Consider the following 20,917-nt stretch of genomic DNA (forward strand, 5'->3'; position numbering starts at 1 on the left):
ACTCTGATTTTTCAGAGTTCCCTTTTATGTTAATTTTCCAAACCAGCTTTTCTATTATGTCTTTTAAGTTCTTCATTTAATTCTTTAGCTTTCTTTCTCCAATAAGCTCTGAAAGAAAACCATATTACTAAATAAACAACTATATAGTTTGCTACAAAAATTATTTTTCCAAATGAAGTTGATGGTATCCATCCTGCATATATTGCAACTGGAAAGTATGGCAATAATGCAATGAAATGTGTTATTGTTTGACGCAATACACTCCACTCTTCAACTTCAAATATAGCACTTGATCCTGCACAATAAAAACCAGTTAAACTTGATATAATAAATTGTGAAATTATAATATCTGATGAAATTTCAATTGTTCCTCCTTGAAGAGCCATAAATAAATAGCCTATCTGATTAAGGAAAACCCCTATAGTAATTCCTAATAAGCCTCTTAATATAAATTTTTTCACATATTTCATTTTATTTTCCTCCCATTCCTATAAACTCTTTTACTTTTGATACATATCTACGAGATATAACTTCTTGTTTTCCATTAATAAGATTAACTACTAAGCTGCCATTAAAAAACAATTCTATATCTTTAATTTTATTTATATTTACTATTGCAAATTTAGATATTCTAACAAAATACATTCCATTTAATTCTTCTTCCAACTCATAAAGTTTTTGTTTAATTTCATATTCTCCATTTATTGTATCTGCTATAACCTTTTGATCTTTACTATAGAATAATAGTATATCCTTTGGACTTAATATATACATTTTTTCATTGTTCTTACCTATAATATTTTTTGTTTTTGAACTTTTAAGTCTTTCAATAAGATCTGTTATTTCCCCATTCAATTCAGGTGCTCTTACTACTATTGTTGTTTCTTCATACTTATGATTTATATCCATTTCTATATTCAATTTTTAATCTCCCTCCATCAATTGGTATGTTTAAAGTATATTTAATTTTGTTATATTTTTCTACATTTTCAACGTAAGAGGTTGTTTATATTAACTCAAAGGCAAAATATCAATCTTAAAGATATATTATATCAGTTGCTAGTTAAATATTAGTAAAAACAAAAAACTATGTAATTTAGATTAATCACATAGTTTTCTAATATAAAACACTTATATAATTTAGTTTCTTTTACCCAAAGATTTTTCTTGTAACCCATTCAATTTTTCAATTAAATCTCTAAACTCAATAGTGTGTCTTATTTGATCAAACATTTTATCATCTAGCATACAAAATATGTTTTCATATAAGTTCATTTGACTACTATTCTCATTACTTAACTTAAGTTCATTAAAACACCAAAGATTATTTTTATTTTCAATGCTATTAATACCACCTTTTTCAAAATTATCCACCAATGTTTGTAATGACTCTAAAGCCTTTTCTATATCACCATGCTTTAAATATAATCTTGCCAGTCCAAAATACTCCAAAATGGATGATAATATAGCATCTCCATAAGGTGCTATGCATTTTTTTATATCTAATGATAATTTATAATATTTCTCCTTTATCTCTAATTCATCTTCACAGTTATTATACGCATTAGCTAAACTTATACATATTATTGATATATCAAAAATACATTTACTTAATTTACCCTGCAAAATTTTTCTAGCTTCATTTAATTTATTTTGTTTAATATAAATACTTGCAAGTATATCATTAGGATCACAATAACTTTTACGTATTTTATTTAAACATTCTATAGCCTTCTCCTCCTCTTCTACACTTGAATACAAAGAATAATGATGTTTCCACAAGCTCTATATCATTACTGTTTGTAACTATATCCTCTAATAGTTCTATACTTTCTCTAATCATATCTGTAACTTTTTCTTCGTCGTTTAATTTCCAAGAGTATGCACAATATAGATAAGATATCTTAGACTTGAGCTTATAACTATTAGGATATTTTAATATATATTCCTTACTTTTTTCAAATGCTAACACAAAACTATTTTTGTTATTAAAAAGAGTTTCACACTCTTCATAAATTTTTTTAATATCTTCTTCTGACAATTTAATTTTAAAATTTAGCAGTTCATCTATAGTTACATTAAAAAATGTTGCTAATTTAGGTAATAAAGTTATATCTGGATATGAACATTTACTTTCCCATTTTGATACTGCAGCTGTAGATACTCCAATAAAATTAGCTAACTGTTCTTGAGTAAGTCCCTTATTTTTTCTTAACTTATTTATAATTTCTCCAATTTGTAAATCATTCATTCTTACCCCTCCATCATTATCTTAAGTATATATTGTAATACCTAAAATACCAATGGAGTTATAGTTGAATTTTCCACCTAATACTTAACTTGTGGTTAATACTTATAACTGCTGAAAAAGTTAATATCATTTTATTTCCTGTCCACCATGCTCTGCTAATATATAATTTTTTAATTAAATATGTAATCACATCTCACTAAATCCGCCTATAGCTTGAACCTTGTCACAAAATAATACTCTCTATTCCTTTTAATCAAACTCCAGTTCAATCTTAAAATCATTGCTACACATAACATAAACTTATCTGTTAACATAATGCATCATAACAGCACCATTATAAACTGCTGTCTCTTTTAATTTTAATTTGATCTCAGAATTATTTCCCTTAAATAAACCCATTCCATTTCCAAGTATAGTTGGAATCACTGTTATTATATACTCATCTATTAAATTTTTCTTCATTAATGTATCTACTAGTTTACTTCCACCTACAATCCAAATATTTTCACCTGGTATACCCTTTAACTCTTTAATAAAATCACATACATCTTCTGTAATAAACTTAACATTCTTATCTTCATTATGTTGCTTTGTAGTAACAACATAACTATCTTTATCTTCATATACCCATTTATCTGGGCTTAAATCATTTATTATTTGATCATAGGAGGTTCTCCCCATAATAACAGTATCTACGGTTTCATAAAATTTTTCATATCCATAATCGGAACTAGGGTCACTTCCATCTCCCGAGAGCCAATCTACCTTTCCATCTTCTCTTGCTATGTATCCATCTAAACTTGTAGCAATATATAAAATAACTTTTCTCATTTTTTCTCTCCTTATTATTCTTTATTGAATAGCTGCCACCGCTAATACCTTCATATTTTTAATTAAAAGATACTCACTGCCACATCTCTTAATATATTTTGACCTTTGATATAGGGCAAAAGTGACTACGCCATTTTTAAGTGATAAGTTTGCAGTTACATGTTGATGTTTGTTTTTCTACGAAAAATCTAGAATTAAAGATTAAATTATTAGCTTTTCAAAGCAACGTGAAAAAACATCATTAACTTGCCACGTGTACTCTTAACTTATGTTTTCTATACTTCTCAAAGTTATCCACAGATTCCAAATCTGCAATACCCTTTAGCGTAAAATACTATTCTGCTTATTATTCCCATTAAGAAAATATATAATCAAATGTCATTTAATTATATATAAAAAAGATAAGAGCTTAATGTTAAACTCTTATCCTTTTCAATATATCTTTATCTGATGACTAGGTGCCCTACTATCTATAATTCTTATATCTAATACTGTCTTTATAACTTAACAGCTTTAACAGAGGCAGACATAATATACTCTCCAACCTTTAAATTATGTCCCCATTTTTCTTCATATTCCTTTGATACTTTTTGAGTTTCAATGGTAATTTCATTAAACCCAGCATTTTTTAAATAAACTTTTAACTCTTCAACTGAAGATGCACCTGTAACTCATCCACAGTAAAGTTTTTCATCTTGCTTCATTTCATTTGTAAGTTCTTTCATAAGAACTATATCAGATATAGCAACTCTTCCACCTTTTTTTAATACCCTATAAGCTTCATCATATACCCTTTGCTTATCTGGAGATAAATTGATAACACAATTAGATATAATTACATCTGCTACATTATCTGCTACAGGCAAATTTTCAATTTCTCCAAGCCTAAATTCCACATTTCTATAATGATGTTTTCTTGCCATACCTCTTGCCTTAGTAAGCATTTCAGGTGTCATATCAACTCCAATAATATGTCCATTATCTCCCACCTTCTTAGCTGCTAAAAAGCAATCAAAACCAGCACCACTTCCTAAATCTATAACTGTTTCATTTTTTTCTATATTTGCAATTAATTGAGGATTTCCACATCCCAATCCTAAATTCGCCTCTTCTGGAGCATTTGTTAATTCTTCTTCTGAATATCCTATTTTACGCGATATATCTATTGATGACTTTTTTAGACTTATGCCATTATCACAACATCCTGATTTCTTAATTTTTCCTATAGCAATATTTTTATAACTTTTACGCACGGTACTTCTAATATCTGTATCTTTTATATTATTCATATATTTATCCTCCTAATCTAAGTTACCCGCTATTTCTATTATTTCTAATACTTTTTCATTTGTAATACTGTAATGAGTCCACATACCATCTTTTCTTCCAATTAATATTCCCGCTTCTCTTAATATTTTGAGATGCTGAGATAAATTTGATTGACTAAACTCAACATCCTGATTCAATTTACAAACGCACATCTCACCCTTAGATAATTTTTTAATTATTTTTAATCTTATTGGATGAGCCAATGCTTTAAAAACCTTAACTTGTGTTTCCATATTTTATACCACCTTATTTACCAAAACCATATAAGTAAATTCTAATATACTTATATGGTTTTGTCAATTGTCATATAAATAATATTTTTTTAATAGTTTTTGTAACAACATTGAATTTTTACCTTTTAATTGAAATAGATAAGTTTTAGTTGTATACTTAAATCAAGATTATTTAACTGTGGGGGGTTATTAAATGAATAATGATTGTCTAAAGAACAAAGGGTTTGCTACTAAAGCAATTCATGGAGGTCACCAAAAAAATCAATTTGGTGCTTTAACAACTCCAATATATCAAACATCTACATTTGTGTTTGATGATGCTGAACAAGGTGGAAATAGATTTGCTTGTAAAGAAGATGGATATATTTACTCTAGACTTGGCAATCCAACAAACACAGTTCTTGAAGAAAAAGTGGCTTTACTTGAAGGTGCAGAAGCTTGTATGTCAACTGCTTCTGGTATAGGCGCTATATCTTCTGCATTTTGGACTGCTTTAAAAGCTGGAGATCATGTTGTTGCATCTGATACTCTTTATGGATGTACCTTTGCTTACTTAAACCATGGATTAACTAGGTATGGTGTTGAGGTAACATTCTGTGATGTTACTAATCCTGAAAACGTTAAGAATGCTATGAAACCAAATACTAAAGTTGTTTATCTAGAAACACCTGCTAATCCATCTTTAAAAATAAATGACATATCTGCTATTGCAAAAATAGCTCATAAAAACGAAGGTTGTTTATTATTTATAGACAATACCTTCTGTACACCTTATATTCAAAGACCTTTAGAACTTGGAGCTGATGTCATAATACATTCTGGTACTAAATACTTAAATGGACATGGAGACGTTATAGCTGGCTTTGTTTGTGGTACTAAGGATTTTATAACAAATGTTAGATTATTTGGTGTTAAAGATATGACTGGAGCATCTCTTAGTCCATTTGATGCCTTCTTAATCATAAGAGGTTTAAAAACTCTTCAAATAAGAATGGAAAAACACTGTGAGAATGCTATAAAAATAGCTGAATTCTTAGAAACCCATCCTGCTGTAGAAAAAGTTTATTACCCAGGACTTAAAAGTTTTGAACAATATGAATTAGCTAAGAAGCAAATGTCTCTTCCTGGAGGAATTATAGCATTTGAATTAAAGGGTGGATTACAAGAAGGAATTACAGTTATGAATAATGTTAATCTTTGTGCATTAGCTGTTAGCCTTGGAGATGCTGAAACACTTATAGAGCATCCTGCATCAATGACTCATTCTCCTTATAGCCCTGAGGAAAGAGATGCTGCTGGAATAAGTGATGGCCTAGTAAGACTTTCTATAGGATTAGAAAATCCTGAAGATATTATAGATGATTTAAATAATGCCCTTAACTTAGTAAGATAGTTCATCTAAACATGAAAATAGAATGATAAGTAGTACAAACAAGCATATTTCATCTATCATTCTAAAGCCAAAAGTAACGCATGTATCTAATGTTATTGGTATTAATGAAACAATTATTAAAAAATGTATACAATATAATTATGGAAGTAAAAACTATTGGCATACTAATCAATCAATATAAGGTTTAAACTTAGGTACATGAAAGAAAATAACAATTCAAAGACGCTATGTATATTTTGGGTCAAACAAGGATGTATAGCTCATAGCCAAATTTTAACTGTAAGTCTTTAAATAGAGGAGTATGCACTAGATATTACACATTCCTCTATTTAATTTTTCTATGTTTTTTTATTTATTCAGTGTTTTTTAAATTTGTGCACAGGCTTACTATGTCTTTTGAATGAAATTTATTTACACTCAAAATTAACTTTTAATCCCCATTCTACTAGTTCATAATTACCGGTAAATCCTTTGTAACCATTATTAAGGCACCATACTGACATACCAATAAACCAAGTAGTTCCTACAGCTAATAAGGCAGCCATAAACACTAATACCCATGCCTCATCCTCAGTTTTTTCGATTAAGTTACAATCAATTGTAGGACATACATAATTTTTCATATTTTTTATTCTCCTTTCTATTTATATATATTAGGAGCCCATAGCTCCCTTTATTTTAAACTTTGAAGAGTATTTTCTTATAAATTCCCCCCAAAAATTTAAACAAAGTTATAAAGCCCATAATTTAACCAATATTAACTGTTTAAACCATCTTTCATATTTATTGTATGTTATAATTACTACTAAATCTCAAATATGTAGTAAACACATGTTTTTAAATCTTAAACGCTTAAAAAGCTTATCTATTTTGTCATTAACGCTGTATATTTTGTCATTAACGCTATTTATAAATCTTTCAATTAATTATGATAACAAAAAATAGATGTTATATTTTTATGTATAACATCTATTTTTCTTACTAAAATTTATTATTAAGAACAATTCATTATTTACCTTATTCTTATATTATCTGCAAACTAAATTCTATTATCAACTATTCTTTTTAATTTTCCTGTTCTACCAACTCTTTTAATAGTATTAGGCTCTATAACCTCTATATCTATTTTTTCTAGAAGATTTAGCTTCTTATCCTCACATATACACTTACATCTATCCATTAAACTAGACAATATTTTACCCTTTAATTTTACAGCATCTATATGGGAATAATCTTCCTTTTCCACTCTAAATGTAATAGCTCTATTTTCATTTAAGTTATCAACTTTTATTTGAAAGTTAGAGGATGCGCCCTTGACATATTTTAAAGACTCATATACCTCTGATAAATGTAAGTCACTAACATTAAACCTTATTACATCATCACTTCTCCCTAATAACTTAAACTTTTTAGAGGTTCTTCCACAGGCACATTTATTTTCTAATACTTCAATCTTATCTCCCAATTTATACTTTATTATTGGATTTAAATTTCTTTCCAATGCAGTAACCAATGCTTCTCCATCTTCACTACACTCTAAATAGGCCCATTCATCACAAACATGGAATTCTTTATCTTTACAATATGGACACTGAAATCCTATAGGTCCTATTTCCACCGCTGCATATCCTAGTGATGCTATTATCTCTGCTTTAAAAGTCTTCTTTATATATTCTCTTGCCTTATCTGAAAGATGCTCTCCACCATAATATATTTTTTCAAATTTTATATTCTCTTTAATTTTATTAACTTCCTGTGCCAATAAAATTAAATTACCTGGTAAACCCATTATTACATTTGGCTTAAATATTTTTAAATATTCTATTGTCTCTTTCTCTGGCTGATTGGCTGTAAGAGATAAGATTCTACACCCTGTTTCTTCTAACCCATCATTTACTGCTGAAAAAGCCGTCCAAAGTGCTCCAGATTTCATATAATTTGCAACTACATCATTTTCATTTATTCCTAATGCCTTAAATCCACTTCCAAAAACCTTTTTTGATTTTTTAAATTCCTCATTAGAATAAGCTACATATTTCATTTTCCCAGTAGTTCCACCTGCTGAAAATATATATGCATTAGAAAGCTTGTCCGTTACCATGCTATTTCCTGAATCAATACCATTTTCGTATATATGATCCTTAGTTAATACAGGTAATTTTTTAAACTCCTCTAATGTATTTATAGGCAATTTTATATCCTTATATATTTCCTTATAAAATGGGCTTTCTAAAGACTTATATATAAGGTTATTTAACTTCCATAAAATCATTTTATCTTTGTCTTCTTCATTTAAATACTCTATTCCCAATTTACTAGAATCTAAATCTTCAATATTTATAAATCTTACAAGTAAATATGGCAAGTATAATCCATCATGTGGTTTTTCAGCATCTCCAGCTGTAGACATAGTTCCTGGTTTACAAAATCTTTTAACTCCTGTTTTAACTAAATCATCAATAACAGATTGAATACCTTTAAAAGCAATGGCTGCCGTTGACATATAATATGAAAGTTCTCTTAAGTTGCTTTTTTCTAATTCTTTATATGATCTTATTTTATTTACATATATAGTTCTGTTTAAAGGTGATGTTTTTAAATTATTACTACTAGAAACTATTATAGTATGACTCCCATTTTTGCCCTCTAGAACCTTGCCATCACCTTTAAATTCTACCCATTTTCCAAGTTCTCTTTCTTTTCTAATTTCAACTGAAGAATTTATATCCAAATTGTTTTGAGGAAATTCAATTGCCTTTTCTTCTAATGCTTCAAATAAAAACTTTATAAACTTATCTGTATTTTCATCTTCTTCAATAAATATATTTTGACAGCTTGTGCATGCTCTTTGTTCCCAAAATACTATATCTGTTGAAAAACCTTTTGCTGCTTCCCTTAATTCATTAATATTTAAATTCTTAGAGACTACACCAAAGCTTATCTTAGGACCAAATGCATATAATTCACTTCTATAAGATAAACCATCCTTATAACTTATAACTGCATCCTCACCACCAAATAATAGTATTCCATCAAAATTTTCTTTTACTATGTTGTCTATAGTCTTATTATGATGATTCCAATATGTTATGGATATATAATCAGTTATAATATTATCTTCATCAGCTTCTTTTAAGGCTTCATAAAATATTACTGGAAATATTAAATCATCACTGGATACTTTAAGCACATTAATGTTTTTAGTAATCAATCCCAAAACCAAAGAATCTATTGATCCTAAAAATATATTTCCAGCACAAACATGTAGTACACTTCCAAGTGGAACAACTTTTTTTGTATAATCTTCTTTAACAAAATTATCTAAAACCTTATAATCTCCTAGTGGTTTTAGTCTTTCTTTTAAAGTTTTAACACTGAGTATATCTGGTAACATATCAAGTGCAGTTTCTACCATTTCATAACTATAATTTAATGCTTTAGGTAGTTCATCCATAATTCTCTTGAAATATATTCCTTGTCTATCACAAATTTTAATAGCAGTTTCTTGAAGAATATAAAATATCCTATCTATAGGTGTATTTTCAAATTCCCTAGACTTTTCTTCTAAAACTTTTCTATTAAAATATTTTCTTGCTAATTCCTCATTTAATTCTTTTCCTATATTAAATTTTTCACCAAATAAATAATGAGTAAAAGTCTCCATATTTCTTTGCCCCTTTTCTATAACTAATTTTAACTACTTTTGTTTAATACATCCTGAGCGTTAATTGCACAGCCTTTATGTTTTTTTATTCCACCTCTTCTTATGGATTTTATAAAGTCTCCTTTTAGTCCACAAGTGCAATCTTTATCTATAACAACTAAATCTGTAGATAAAATTGATAAATTAGGTTGTGCCACATTGTAGGGTGTTAAAAGTTGTAATAAACCTTCTTGCCCATAATCAACTTTCTCTAGTGTAATAGGATTTCTAGCAATAATTTCACTAAAGATAGGTACATGTAGATGTCCTTCTTTGCATGAACAATATGGAATTCCATGCTCTGCCATTCCATATGTATCTCTTATATTCTCTCTTCTAATTCCTATACAATCTTCCATGTAATCTATAAATTCTTTTAACCCCATAGCCTTTCCTAAGTGATTTTTCCATCCTCCTCCTGCTATTACAAAAGATTCAGGATAAATTTTTATTTTTCCATATAACCTTTTTATATCTTCCATCATTTTATACATAAATGCTGGAAAACCTAATAATCTTACTGGTGCTTCTCTACTAAGTTCTACAAATACCCTAGCCCATTTTTCACTGTCAAAAACAAATTCTTTTTTATCTTCATCCCATTCAATCATCCAGTTAACTGATTTACTTGGAGCAAGTTTTAGAATTTGATTATCACTCCAACTTGTTCCCACATTATTTGCCTTTGATATATCATAAGAGAAAAGAAAATAATGTACTGGTATATCACTTGTGAATCCTATTTCTTTAAAAATATTATAAGATAGTGTTTCAAGTCTTTCTAAAGATTCTTTATCAAAAAAAGATTGAGTTTTTTGTCCATTTGTTCCTGAACTAGTAAACACAGCTGCTAAATCTTTTTTCTCAAAATTACAAAACTCACTGATTTTCATAGTTCCAACAAATAGTGTAGGTATGTTTTCAACTTCATCTAAAATATTCAACTTATCTATATTGAAATTGTTTCTATTAGCTAAATACTTAATGTAATTTTGATTGTTATATTGGAATTTATAATTTTCAATCATTGCTTTTTTAAATAAAGTTTTATTTTCTTCTGAAAAATCAAAAGCTTTTTCAACTTCACACAACTTTTTTATGCTTTTAAAATTCATTAGCCTCTTTCCTTTCACTCTCTTCATAAAATTCATTTTTTATATATTTAAGTAGATTTTTTCCTTGAGGTGATGATAATTTTACACAATTAAAATCTACATTTTCTACCACATACTGTAGTATAATTAAATCCTCATCTAAATATCTAGGCTCTACCCCACAAAAGATAAATCCATTATCCTCAAATTTTTCACATATATAAACTGTTGACATATTATTAAGTCCCATAGTTAGTAATATTGACTTTGTTCCATTTTTTATTAATTCTTTTAATTTACTTGTTACTACTTTACAAATATCAACACCAACCTGAATTATACCTATTGTTGCACTTCCTCCTTGAGTATGTTCTACATGAATTACAGATTTCAAACTGTAAATCTTACTTTTTTCATAATTGTCATTAAAGGTTACTTGAACTCCTAAACTGTTATAAATTTCTTCAATAATTTCTCTATGCTTTTTTCCCAAGAAAAATTGTTTTTCTTTAGGTTCTTTAGAATATATAAAACATTTAACTAATGTTTCTCTATCATTTTTTTCTTCATTTAAAGTTTTAAAATTTAATGGTTCAACCTTACTTAACATAATTGCACATTCATTTAAGCCTAACTTCTTAGCACCTTTTTGAGAATATGTATGAGTACAAACTGCTTCAACATAGGCAACATTAAATCCATGAGTTTTGCATTTATTTAAAGCTCTATTTGATAAATCATTAAGTATACCCTGTCCTCTAAATTTAGGGTTTACAAAAGCTGTACATATCTCACATATATCCTGTGAATTTTTATCAGTATTAAGAGCTACATGCCCTACTATCTTTCCTTTATTTTTTGCTATGAAAGATATAATTCTTTTTTCTTTGTTAAATAATTTTATTTTTTCTGTATCATAAATATAAGTATATGGGTAAGACTTTCCATATACCTCATAAGCACATTGTGAAATTCCTTTAAAGTCTTTATATTTTTTTGCTGTCCTTATTGTGTATATCTTATTATTATTAAGACTCTTTCTTACAATAATTACTATAAATAAAGTTATAAATAAAATCTTAAGTGTCATATTTACCTCCTTAAAATGTCTTTTATATAAATTTTACTTATGCTGAATTTTTTCTAAAAGCTTAAAATTTAAGCTTCTAGACACCTATACTTAATAAAATCAATCACCCTACTGACCTATTATAGGAAAAAGTAAAATTAAGTTCAATTTTACTTTTATATCAATAATGTAATTTAAACTACATTTAAATGTTATTGATTCAATTTTAATATGGTGATTTTAATATATTTTTTATTTCTTTTGTAATATTTTAGAAATTTATGAAAATCACCATATTTGTTAAATGATGTATGATTGACATAAATGCTTAAAACTGCATATAATATTTCATTGCTTAATTATAAATGTATTATATAAATCAAAATAAAAAAAGTGTATTAAACTACTTCCACCTAAATGGAATGTTTAATACACTTTCAATCTTAATTAACTTATCCTAATATTATTATTTTTCTATAGCTATAGTTTGTTTTTGCATCTTTCCAAAAGCTTTTATTACTTTTGTAGGACACTTCTCTACACAAGTCATACAAAGAGTACATTTTTCTTTGTCTACTACAGGAAGGTTGTTTTCAATTACTATAGCACCATTTGGGCATACTCTTGAACACACTCCACATCCCATACATCCTGAAGAACATGCTTCTTTAACTTCTTTAAGCTTATCTTTAGAATTACATTTTACTCTTATTATTTCTGATGCAGGTTTTAAATCTATAACTTGTTTAGGACAAGTCTTTTTACAAGCTCCACAGCCTGTACAATTTTCTTCATCTATAACAGCTATTCCATCAACTATATGAATAGCATCAAATTGACACGCCTTAACACAAGATCCTAATCCTAAACAACCATATGAACAGACTTTATCTCCAGCACCTGGGATTACAGCTGCTTCATTACAGTCTCTTAATCCATAGTACTCTCCTGTTTTCTTTGCTGATTCACAAGTTCCTGCACATTTTACAAAAGCTTTTATTGGTTCAGAAGAACCAACTTCTATTCCAAGAACTTTTCCTATTTTTTCACTAGCTTCAGCATTAGCAACTACACAACCATTAGCAGGAGCTTTTCCTTCTACAACAGCTTGTGCAAAAGCTTCACATCCAGCGTAACCACAACCACCACAGTTAGCACCTGGTAAACAATCTTTAACTAGTGGTATTCTTTCATCAACTTCAACATGGAATTTTTTAGAAGCATAGCCTAAACCAACTCCAAATAGTAATCCAAGTCCACCTAAACTTAGGACTGGATAAATAATAGATGTTATATCCATTTATAATATACCTCCTTAGTGTATTAAGCCTTGAAAACCTAAGAACGCTATTGCCATTAAGCTAGCAGTAACTAAAGAAATTGGCAATCCCTTCATAGACTCAGGCATATTATGACACTCTTCTAATCTCTCTCTTATACCAGCTAATAATACTATAGCTAACATATATCCAAGTCCTGAACTTAATCCATAAACAAGAGAAGCCATAAGTGAATAGTTTTCATTCATGCTTATTATAACGCAACCTAGAATTGCACAGTTAGTTGTTATAAGTGGTAAGAAGATACCTAAAGATTTATATAATGCAGGACTCTTCTTTTTTAAGAACATTTCAACTAACTGAACTAAAGCAGCTATAACTAGTATAAAAGCTAAAGTATACATATAAGTTAAGTTTAAAGGTATTAATATAAAATGATAAACTATATATGACATAAATGAAGCAATTACCATAACAAAGCTAACAGCTCCACCCATACCAATTGCAGTTTCTATTTTTTTAGATACTCCTAGGAACGAACAAATTCCTAAGAATTTTGATAATACAACATTATTCACAAGCAAAGCACTTACGAATATTACGAAAAATTCCATTTCTTCACCCTTCTTTCTATATTAAATGCTATTTTATTAAACAAAGATTTTTTCTTTTGCTAGTTTTTATGCTTTGAACAACTTCCACACTTACCATCACAACCTGCAAATTCAGTAATTCTTTTATTCTCTTTCTTCTTTTTAGCATTTCTATAGTTTATTAAAGCCATTAATATACCAAGAGTAAGGAATGCTCCTGGAGCTAATATCATAATAATAGCTGGTTGGAAAGATTGAGGCATTAATTGAAATCCAAAAATCATACCAGTTCCTAATATTTCTCTTATTGAACCTATAACTCCAAGAGAAACAGCAAATCCTAAACCTTGTCCTAATCCATCAAATATTGATATTATAGGGCCATTTTTAGAAGCAAATGCTTCTGCTCTACCAAGGATTAAACAGTTAACAACTATAAGAGGTATAAATATACCTAGTGAGCTGTACAGTGACGGTATAAAACCTTGTAATAAGAATTGTAACATAGTAACAAATGTTGCAATTACAACTATAAATGCAGGTATACGAATCTTATCTGGTATAAATTTTCTTAATAAAGATATAACAAAGTTTGAACCCATTAATACTACAGTTGTTGCAAGTCCCATACCTAAACCATTTTCTGCACTTGTAGTAACAGCTAGTGTTGGACACATTGCAAGTACTTGAACAAATATAACATTTTCATTTATAACACCATTTTTTATACGTTCTAAAGGAGAATTCATTATTTGCTACCTCCTTCTAAATTTTCTTGATAAAACTTAATTGCTTCATTAACACCAGTAGTTACTGCCTTTGAAGTAATAGTAGCTCCTGTTAAAGCTTGTATTTGATTGTCTTCAGATGTACCTGATTTAACAACCTCTAGATCTTTACTAATTGGTTTTTCTTTATATTGCTCATAAAATGAAGGTAGTGTAGCATTTGCTCCAAGTCCTGGAGTTTCAGATTGTGAAAGAATTTTTATTCCAGCTAACTTTCCTTCTTTAGATATACCAACCATAAGCTGAATTTGTCCACCATATCCTTTAGTAGACATTTTTAAAGTATATCCAACAACATCATTTCCCTTTTTACCTTCATTAACTTCTAGTACGCCATCAGTTAAAGTAATATCTTTCTTTTCAAATTTATCTGCCGTTACTATTAATTCCTTCATAGCAGCTTCATTATTTGATTTTTCCTGGTCAGCAATAGGAGCCTTGGTTACATTAAAAACAAAACCTAAAATTAATCCTGCAACAGCTGTTATAATAAGAAGTTTTATTCCTAATTTTAAAATACTTTCCTTCTTTTCCATATTACTTCACCTCCCCAAATATCTTAGGAGTTACGTACTTATCAATTATAGGAACAACTAAGTTCATTATTAATATTGAATAAGAAACTCCTTCTGGGTATCCACCAAAGACACGTATTAAAGTAGCAACTACACCACAACCTATAGCGAATATAATTCTACCCTTTTGCGTAATTGGAGAAGTAGTATAATCTGTTGCCATAAAGAAGGCCCCTAGCATTAAACCACCTGTAAATATTTCATATAATCCATTTCCAGTCATAAATCCACTTCTACCAAGAATAGTAGTTAATATAGCTACTGTACCTATGTAGAACACTGGAACATGCCACGAAATTACTCTTCTATATATTAAGTAAGCTCCTCCAATTAATAAAGCAAGAGCTGAAGTCTCTCCTATACATCCTCCTACATTACCAATAAATGCATTAAAAAGTGAAGGAAGATTAGTTTCTCCTGCTTTTAATAAAGCTAAAGGAGTTGCTGTAGTTACTCCATCTAAAGTCCATGTAGTCATAGCTACTGGCCACGAAGCAAGTAAAGCTGCTCTAGCTGCTAAAGCTGGGTTTACTATGTTTTGTCCTAGACCACCAAAAAATTGTTTTACAACTATAATTGCAAACATACTACCTAATGCAACCATCCAAAGTGGAAGTGTAGGTGGCACGTTGAATGCTACTAGTACTCCTGTAACTATAGCACTATAATCTGATATTGTTATTTCATTTTTAGTACATTTCTGCCATACATATTCTGATAATATAGCTGCAATTACTGCAACAGCAATAACTACAACAGCTCTCCATTTGAAGAAATATGCACCAGCAATAGCTGCCGGTACTAATGCTATTAAGACATCCCTCATAATGCTCTGAACAGAGTCATTAGATCTAATATGAGGGGATGAAGACAATGTTAACATTGGTTCACTCATTATATAAGACACCCCTTTAGTTCTATAATTTTCAAATTACTTTTTTCTCTTATTAGCTAAAACTGTACGCTTAGCCACACGAATTGATTGTACTATATTAATTTTTGCAGGACATATAAATGTACAACATCCACATTCTATACAATCTAAACCATGCCAAGTCTCAAAATCTTCAAGTTCTTTATTTTGAGATAAATTTTTAAGTTTAGATGGAACAAGGTTCATAGGACACGCCTCTACACATTTTCCACATCTAAGACAATTTGCTGTCTTAGGTAATACTGCCATATCTTTTGTAAGTGCAAGTATTCCTGAAGTTCCCTTTGTAACAGGGATATCTAATGTGCTTATTGTCATTCCCATCATTGGTCCACCTGAAATTATCTTTACAGGGTTGTCCTTAAAGTTACCACAGGCTTCTTCAACAAGTTCTCTTACTGAAGTTCCTATCTTAACTTTTAAGTTTTTAGGTTCCTTTATAGCTTCTCCAGTAACTGTTACTATTCTTTCTATAAGAGGTTCTCCTAAAACAACACTTCTGTATACTTGATAAATAGTTCCTACATTTTGAACTATACATCCTACATCTGCTGGAAGTTTTCCTGAAGGAACTTCTCTTTTAGTTACTGAATATATTAATTGTTTTTCAGCACCCTGAGGATATTTAGTTTTTAAAGATGAAACTTCTATATTACTTTCATTTTTAACTAAATCACTCATAATACTTATAGCATCTGGTTTATTATTTTCTATTCCTATGTAACCTTTTGCTTTAGGAAAAAGCTTTAATATTATCTTTAGACCTTGTACTATTTTTTCTCCTTCTTCAACCATAAGTCTATGGTCACAAGTAAGATAAGGTTCACATTCAGCAGCATTTACTATAATACTATCGATTTCCTTATCCTTTGGAGGATTTAATTTTACATGAGTTGGGAATGTAGCCCCTCCCATACCAACTACACCTGCTTCTTGGATTATAGCTATAATCTCTTCATTTGAAAGCTCAGTATAGTTTTTTTCGTTTAGTTTTTCTGAACATTTTTCATAAGCATTGTCATTTTCAATTATTATTGACATTGCTTTAGTTCCCATAGCTGTTGCCATAGGTGTAACATTTTTTACTGTTCCAGATACACTACTGTAAATTGGAGCTGAAACAAATCCTGTAGCTTCTCCAATCTTTTGACCTACTAAAACTTTATCTCCTTTTTTTACAAGAGCGTTACATGGAGCTCCTATATGTTGAGATAAAGGAAATATTAGGTCACCCTTTGGAAGATATTCTTCTATAGGTTTTTTTTCTGTTAAATGCTTTCCATGAGGTGGATGTACACCTTTTTTAAAAGTTAACAGTTTCATGCCATTACATCCTTTCTTAATTTAGTTTTACATATGTTTATTTACTATTTTACTTAATATATAAAATAGTAAGATTAACCACACTAAATATATCCTATTTAATTATAGAATAATATTGATTTTTTTTATACATGTTTCAACAAAAAGAGTGATTTTTTCATAAATATATTGCTAAAGACCATAATAAAAATATATTTTCAATTAAAATCCTTATGTTTTTTCAATATTCTATAGTTAATTATTGATTTTAAAGTTAAAACTTGTAAAATAATTATCAAATTATTATTAATTTTATATTAAAACTTTTTAAAATTAACATTGTTTTAATTAATTACTAAAAACATTCACATTATAATTTGAGTACTTTTCTCTTATTTAAATTTTCTGCAACAACCCCTGTAAAATATCCAGTAATTATTGCAGCAATCATAAGTATTGGTAAATAAAAATATATTTTGAAATCACCAATTACTATGGCTGCTACTAAAAGTTGACCTATATTATGAAATATAGCTCCACCCATACTTAGCCATGGAATACTAATGTCATCTTTAAAGTATTTATATAAACAAATCATTGCTAAATTGCTTAGTAATCCTCCACCTAGGCTAAAGAAAAACCCAAACAGATTTCCTCCAAAAACAGCTCCTAAAAACGTTCTAAGAACCATTATTGTTATTGCCTCTTTTCCACCAAAAGAAATAAGGACAAATAAAGACACCGCATTTGCAAGACCTAATTTAATCCCAGGAAATATTACCGGGATTTGCGCCTCTACTACATAAATAACTAGCGCTATACACAATATCATACTTAAATATAATAATCTATTTAATTTTTTCATATTTTGTCACCCCTCTTAAAAACTTACTCCATCTAGTTCTTTACTCTCACCTACAATTTTTATATAAGTTTTATGAGGAATGCAAACAGCCATTTCTCCTTTTCTTGAAAGCCATCCTGTTTTTACACAAACATCATCTTTACAATTGCTTTCTTTAAATCTAATTTTACCATTTTCAAATTCTATTATATTAAAATCACCATCAGAATCTTCTACTTTAAACTCATCTGGTTTTTCTACCTTCTCTAAATCTATACTACGCAAAAGTTCTCCATCCCTATAAACCTCTGCTACTAATCCATTACTATTGGATCCACCAATAAAATAGTACCCAATAGAAAGTATACATAAGAAAAATATAAATATAACCATTCCTAAGACAAACTTATCTCCCTTTTTCATATGTATACTCCTTGTTAGTTATATCAAAGTTGCTTTCATTAATACCTTTAGACGTATACACTTTATTATCATCTGTAACAAAAATAGCATCTACATCTTCTATGCTATTAATAAGTTCCATACCTTTTTCTACCCCTAGTACATATGTTGATGTTGATAATGCATCACCATCAATGGATTTATCGGAAATTATAGTAGTACTTATTAATCCATTTTCTGAAGGATATCCTGTTTTAGGGTCCATTATATGATGATATCTTTTTCCATCCTTTATGAAATATCTTTCATAATTTCCTGATGTTACAACTGATTTATCTTCAACTTTTAGGACGCCGAAATATTCGCCTTTCTCTCCTTTTGGGTCTTGAATTCCTATGTTTAAAGGCTGATTATTTTCTTTTCCTCCATGGACATAAAGATTTCCACCTAAATTTATAAAAGCTCTATCTACATAGTACTTTTTCAGTATATTTACTAGTTCATCTGCTGTATATCCTTTAGCTATTGATCCTAAATCTATAGCCATACTTTTATTTTTTAAAAATACAGTATTATTATCTGAATCTAATTCAATATTTTTATAGTCAACAGACTGTAAAGCTTTTTTAATTTCTTTATTTTCTGGTACTCTTTCATTGTCGCTTCCTATAGACCAAAGTGCATCTACTGGTCTTATACTTATATCTAGTGCACCTCCACTTAGTTCTCCATAATAAAGAGACTTTTCTACAACTTTAAAAACATCATCGCTGACCTTAATAGGCTTAACTCCTGCATTTTCGTTTACATCACAAATTTCACTATCTTCTATATTTAAAGACATTTCTTTTTCTATTTCACTAATTCTATTTATAGATTCTTCTATTGCCTTTTCTCCATTTTTTCCATAATACTTAAGATTAATTACTGTTCCCATCATAAAAACATCTTTTGAATAAACTTGTTCTTTTTTATCACAAGAAGCCAACATTAAGCTAATCATTAATATTAAAACACTACTTAATACTACTCTAAATTTTTTCATCGTAAAGTACTCCATTCTCACATTTAAATATTCGATATTTTTATATATTTTTTAACCAATATAATTTTTGAAATTCTATTGTATTAAAAACTTCATTCTCCTACTATTAATATATATTACATAGGAATATTATACCTATAATCTCACATATATAAGTATTTTTAAATGTATTCTATACTACATTATATCACATATTATATTAATCTTGTTATTTGTATAATTCTTAACATATTGACTCTATTTAAACTATTCTGGTTTTTCTCTGTAAACCTTTAAATTTGATATATAAATCCGTTAAGGTACATGAAAGAAAATATCAAGTCAAAGATACCATGTATATCATCAAATTACATATTCTTTTCTATAGGAATTTGAATTTGAGTAATGAATTCCTCTACTATTCCAGTTTCATGGATATCTATCATATACATTTCAATGGGGTCACCTAATACTTTGTAATTATTGTTATCTATAAAATTAAGGAGAGTAGGTATATAATTTTTGCTATTCCTATAAGCTCCTCTATAAGAATATGTAATATACTTGCCTTTTTCTAAAATTAAATCATAGTCTTCCTCATCCTCTTTTAAAAGACAAAACACTGATTTATATTCATTAAATATCCCTTCTCTTATTTTATTCATAGGATATACAGCACCGATGTTATAATTGCCTAAAAAATAAAATTTATCTTCATGTTTTTTTTGAAGTTTTTTTACTAAAAAGTCTACTTGTTCATCTCTAGTTATATTACCATTTAGCGTTATTCCTCTTCTCTCACTCATATAAACTGTATCTATCTTATATAATTCTATGTTCGACATAACTTCTTCTATACCATTTAATCTTTGCATAACATTTTTCTTTAATCTATTAAGTTCCTCAATTTGTTTTTCTATTAATACTACCTCTTCGTTTAACATATCTTTGGTTTTTTTTATTGTTCTTTCATCTAAATAATTTTTAATTTTTTCCATAGAAAAATCAAATGTTCTTAATTCTTTTATTAAATTAAGCTTCCATATATCATTCATACTGTACATTCTATAACCATTTTTTCCTCTAAAAGGCTTTAAAATTCCTAGTTCTTCATAGTACATTAAAGAATCTCTTCCTATGCCATATATTTTTGATATTTCACCTATTTTATAATAATCTTTCATAACTTACCTCTTTTTAACACCAAGTTTAGTATTTTTCTTGACCTTAGTATTATACCAAGGTTTATACTTTCATTGAAGAGGTGATTGT

Annotated in this window: 22 protein-coding genes; 1 reads left to right on the top strand and 21 read right to left on the bottom strand. The window is 28.6% G+C overall.

The annotated features are described in order from the left end of the window. Window positions 1-29: 29 nt before the first annotated feature. The 7 genes from BM119_RS09740 to BM119_RS09765 form a co-directional block, all read right to left on the bottom strand. Window positions 30-470, bottom strand: coding sequence for a DUF3021 domain-containing protein (locus tag BM119_RS09740; protein WP_090041028.1), 441 nt, complete (start codon window positions 468-470; stop codon window positions 30-32). A 1-nt stretch (window position 471) separates the two neighbouring features. Next, complete coding sequence (locus BM119_RS09745) at window positions 472-921, bottom strand: LytTR family DNA-binding domain-containing protein (RefSeq protein ID WP_090041030.1); 450 nt, start codon at window positions 919-921, stop codon at window positions 472-474. A 219-nt stretch (window positions 922-1,140) separates the two neighbouring features. Beyond that, complete coding sequence (locus tag BM119_RS20505; RefSeq protein ID WP_341465753.1) at window positions 1,141-1,761, bottom strand: tetratricopeptide repeat protein; 621 nt, start codon at window positions 1,759-1,761, stop codon at window positions 1,141-1,143. Next, window positions 1,712-2,251 (bottom strand): helix-turn-helix domain-containing protein, encoded by a 540-nt coding sequence (locus tag BM119_RS20510; protein ID WP_341465754.1) that lies wholly within the window; start codon window positions 2,249-2,251, stop codon window positions 1,712-1,714. Before BM119_RS20510 ends, BM119_RS20505 begins: the two co-directional genes overlap by 50 nt. Before the next feature lie 300 nt (window positions 2,252-2,551). After that, the gene (locus BM119_RS09755) at window positions 2,552-3,082 is read right to left on the bottom strand and encodes a dihydrofolate reductase family protein (RefSeq protein WP_090041031.1); all 531 of its coding nucleotides are present in this window, start codon (window positions 3,080-3,082) and stop codon (window positions 2,552-2,554) included. Between the two features lie 497 nt (window positions 3,083-3,579). After that, window positions 3,580-4,371 (bottom strand): arsenite methyltransferase, encoded by a 792-nt coding sequence (gene arsM / locus BM119_RS09760; RefSeq protein ID WP_177199382.1) that lies wholly within the window; start codon window positions 4,369-4,371, stop codon window positions 3,580-3,582. 12 nt (window positions 4,372-4,383) lie between these two features. Continuing rightward, entirely contained in the window at window positions 4,384-4,644 is a 261-nt protein-coding gene (locus tag BM119_RS09765; protein ID WP_090041035.1) for an ArsR/SmtB family transcription factor, read from the bottom strand. A gap of 193 nt (window positions 4,645-4,837) precedes the next feature. On the opposite strand from BM119_RS09765, the gene megL reads away from it, so the two are divergent. Next, window positions 4,838-6,037, top strand: a complete 1,200-nt coding sequence (gene megL, locus BM119_RS09770) for a methionine gamma-lyase (protein ID WP_090041036.1) — start codon at window positions 4,838-4,840, stop codon at window positions 6,035-6,037. Window positions 6,038-6,444: 407 nt separating this feature from the next. Here the strand turns inward: megL and BM119_RS09775 are convergent, their stop codons facing one another. The 14 genes from BM119_RS09775 to BM119_RS09840 all read right to left on the bottom strand — a co-directional run bounded on the left by BM119_RS09775 (window position 6,445) and on the right by BM119_RS09840 (window position 20,829). After that, window positions 6,445-6,660, bottom strand: coding sequence for a hypothetical protein (locus BM119_RS09775; protein WP_090041037.1), 216 nt, complete (start codon window positions 6,658-6,660; stop codon window positions 6,445-6,447). A gap of 416 nt (window positions 6,661-7,076) precedes the next feature. After that, complete coding sequence (locus tag BM119_RS09780) at window positions 7,077-9,701, bottom strand: acyl-CoA reductase (RefSeq protein WP_090041039.1); 2,625 nt, start codon at window positions 9,699-9,701, stop codon at window positions 7,077-7,079. A gap of 29 nt (window positions 9,702-9,730) precedes the next feature. Then, entirely contained in the window at window positions 9,731-10,882 is a 1,152-nt protein-coding gene (locus BM119_RS09785; protein ID WP_242948395.1) for a LuxE/PaaK family acyltransferase, read from the bottom strand. Beyond that, on the bottom strand, window positions 10,845-11,924 hold the full coding sequence (locus BM119_RS09790; RefSeq protein WP_090041042.1) for a GNAT family N-acetyltransferase: 1,080 nt from the start codon (window positions 11,922-11,924) through the stop codon (window positions 10,845-10,847). The genes BM119_RS09785 and BM119_RS09790 overlap by 38 nt, the downstream gene beginning before the upstream one ends. A 445-nt stretch (window positions 11,925-12,369) precedes the next feature. Further along, on the bottom strand, window positions 12,370-13,197 hold the full coding sequence (locus BM119_RS09795) for an RnfABCDGE type electron transport complex subunit B (RefSeq protein ID WP_090041102.1): 828 nt from the start codon (window positions 13,195-13,197) through the stop codon (window positions 12,370-12,372). 21 nt (window positions 13,198-13,218) lie between these two features. Continuing rightward, entirely contained in the window at window positions 13,219-13,797 is a 579-nt protein-coding gene (locus BM119_RS09800) for an electron transport complex protein RnfA (protein WP_090041044.1), read from the bottom strand. 59 nt (window positions 13,798-13,856) lie between these two features. Further along, window positions 13,857-14,525, bottom strand: coding sequence for an electron transport complex subunit RsxE (gene rsxE, locus BM119_RS09805; protein ID WP_090041046.1), 669 nt, complete (start codon window positions 14,523-14,525; stop codon window positions 13,857-13,859). Then, a complete protein-coding gene (locus BM119_RS09810; protein WP_090041047.1) occupies window positions 14,525-15,100 on the bottom strand; it encodes an RnfABCDGE type electron transport complex subunit G in 576 nt (191 codons plus the stop codon). Before BM119_RS09810 ends, rsxE begins: the two co-directional genes overlap by 1 nt. A gap of 1 nt (window position 15,101) precedes the next feature. After that, window positions 15,102-16,034 (bottom strand): RnfABCDGE type electron transport complex subunit D, encoded by a 933-nt coding sequence (locus BM119_RS09815; protein WP_090041049.1) that lies wholly within the window; start codon window positions 16,032-16,034, stop codon window positions 15,102-15,104. 36 nt (window positions 16,035-16,070) lie between these two features. Continuing rightward, complete coding sequence (rsxC, locus tag BM119_RS09820) at window positions 16,071-17,396, bottom strand: electron transport complex subunit RsxC (RefSeq protein WP_090041051.1); 1,326 nt, start codon at window positions 17,394-17,396, stop codon at window positions 16,071-16,073. Between the two features lie 349 nt (window positions 17,397-17,745). Further along, window positions 17,746-18,240 carry a Gx transporter family protein gene (locus tag BM119_RS09825; RefSeq protein ID WP_090041054.1) on the bottom strand — a complete coding sequence of 165 codons (495 nt, stop codon included), beginning with the start codon at window positions 18,238-18,240 and terminating at the stop codon, window positions 17,746-17,748. Window positions 18,241-18,255: 15 nt separating this feature from the next. Then, on the bottom strand, window positions 18,256-18,642 hold the full coding sequence (locus tag BM119_RS09830) for a NusG domain II-containing protein (RefSeq protein WP_090041057.1): 387 nt from the start codon (window positions 18,640-18,642) through the stop codon (window positions 18,256-18,258). Continuing rightward, the gene (locus BM119_RS09835; RefSeq protein ID WP_090041059.1) at window positions 18,626-19,666 is read right to left on the bottom strand and encodes an FAD:protein FMN transferase; all 1,041 of its coding nucleotides are present in this window, start codon (window positions 19,664-19,666) and stop codon (window positions 18,626-18,628) included. The genes BM119_RS09830 and BM119_RS09835 overlap by 17 nt, the downstream gene beginning before the upstream one ends. Window positions 19,667-20,013: 347 nt before the next feature. Next, the gene (locus tag BM119_RS09840) at window positions 20,014-20,829 is read right to left on the bottom strand and encodes a MerR family transcriptional regulator (RefSeq protein WP_090041060.1); all 816 of its coding nucleotides are present in this window, start codon (window positions 20,827-20,829) and stop codon (window positions 20,014-20,016) included. Between the last annotated feature and the right edge of the window lie 88 nt (window positions 20,830-20,917).

This window comes from Clostridium frigidicarnis (assembly GCF_900111985.1).
In the GTDB taxonomy this organism is placed as follows: domain Bacteria; phylum Bacillota; class Clostridia; order Clostridiales; family Clostridiaceae; genus Clostridium_Z; species Clostridium_Z frigidicarnis.

What these genes read in the sequence shown, in the direction of transcription:
- BM119_RS09740 (WP_090041028.1), bottom strand. Translation starts at nt 470, where the DNA reads ATGAAATATGTGAAAAAATTTATATTAAGAGGCTTATTAGGAATTACT.
- BM119_RS20510 (WP_341465754.1), bottom strand. Translation starts at nt 2,251, where the DNA reads ATGAATGATTTACAAATTGGAGAAATTATAAATAAGTTAAGAAAAAAT.
- BM119_RS09755 (WP_090041031.1), bottom strand. Translation starts at nt 3,082, where the DNA reads ATGAGAAAAGTTATTTTATATATTGCTACAAGTTTAGATGGATACATA.
- BM119_RS09765 (WP_090041035.1), bottom strand. Translation starts at nt 4,644, where the DNA reads ATGGAAACACAAGTTAAGGTTTTTAAAGCATTGGCTCATCCAATAAGA.
- megL (WP_090041036.1), top strand. Translation starts at nt 4,838, where the DNA reads ATGAATAATGATTGTCTAAAGAACAAAGGGTTTGCTACTAAAGCAATT.
- BM119_RS09775 (WP_090041037.1), bottom strand. Translation starts at nt 6,660, where the DNA reads ATGAAAAATTATGTATGTCCTACAATTGATTGTAACTTAATCGAAAAA.
- BM119_RS09780 (WP_090041039.1), bottom strand. Translation starts at nt 9,701, where the DNA reads ATGGAGACTTTTACTCATTATTTATTTGGTGAAAAATTTAATATAGGA.
- BM119_RS09785 (WP_242948395.1), bottom strand. Translation starts at nt 10,882, where the DNA reads ATGAAGAGAGTGAAAGGAAAGAGGCTAATGAATTTTAAAAGCATAAAA.
- BM119_RS09790 (WP_090041042.1), bottom strand. Translation starts at nt 11,924, where the DNA reads ATGACACTTAAGATTTTATTTATAACTTTATTTATAGTAATTATTGTA.
- BM119_RS09800 (WP_090041044.1), bottom strand. Translation starts at nt 13,797, where the DNA reads ATGGAATTTTTCGTAATATTCGTAAGTGCTTTGCTTGTGAATAATGTT.
- rsxE (WP_090041046.1), bottom strand. Translation starts at nt 14,525, where the DNA reads ATGAATTCTCCTTTAGAACGTATAAAAAATGGTGTTATAAATGAAAAT.
- BM119_RS09810 (WP_090041047.1), bottom strand. Translation starts at nt 15,100, where the DNA reads ATGGAAAAGAAGGAAAGTATTTTAAAATTAGGAATAAAACTTCTTATT.
- BM119_RS09815 (WP_090041049.1), bottom strand. Translation starts at nt 16,034, where the DNA reads ATGAGTGAACCAATGTTAACATTGTCTTCATCCCCTCATATTAGATCT.
- rsxC (WP_090041051.1), bottom strand. Translation starts at nt 17,396, where the DNA reads ATGAAACTGTTAACTTTTAAAAAAGGTGTACATCCACCTCATGGAAAG.
- BM119_RS09825 (WP_090041054.1), bottom strand. Translation starts at nt 18,240, where the DNA reads ATGAAAAAATTAAATAGATTATTATATTTAAGTATGATATTGTGTATA.
- BM119_RS09830 (WP_090041057.1), bottom strand. Translation starts at nt 18,642, where the DNA reads ATGAAAAAGGGAGATAAGTTTGTCTTAGGAATGGTTATATTTATATTT.
- BM119_RS09835 (WP_090041059.1), bottom strand. Translation starts at nt 19,666, where the DNA reads ATGAAAAAATTTAGAGTAGTATTAAGTAGTGTTTTAATATTAATGATT.
- BM119_RS09840 (WP_090041060.1), bottom strand. Translation starts at nt 20,829, where the DNA reads ATGAAAGATTATTATAAAATAGGTGAAATATCAAAAATATATGGCATA.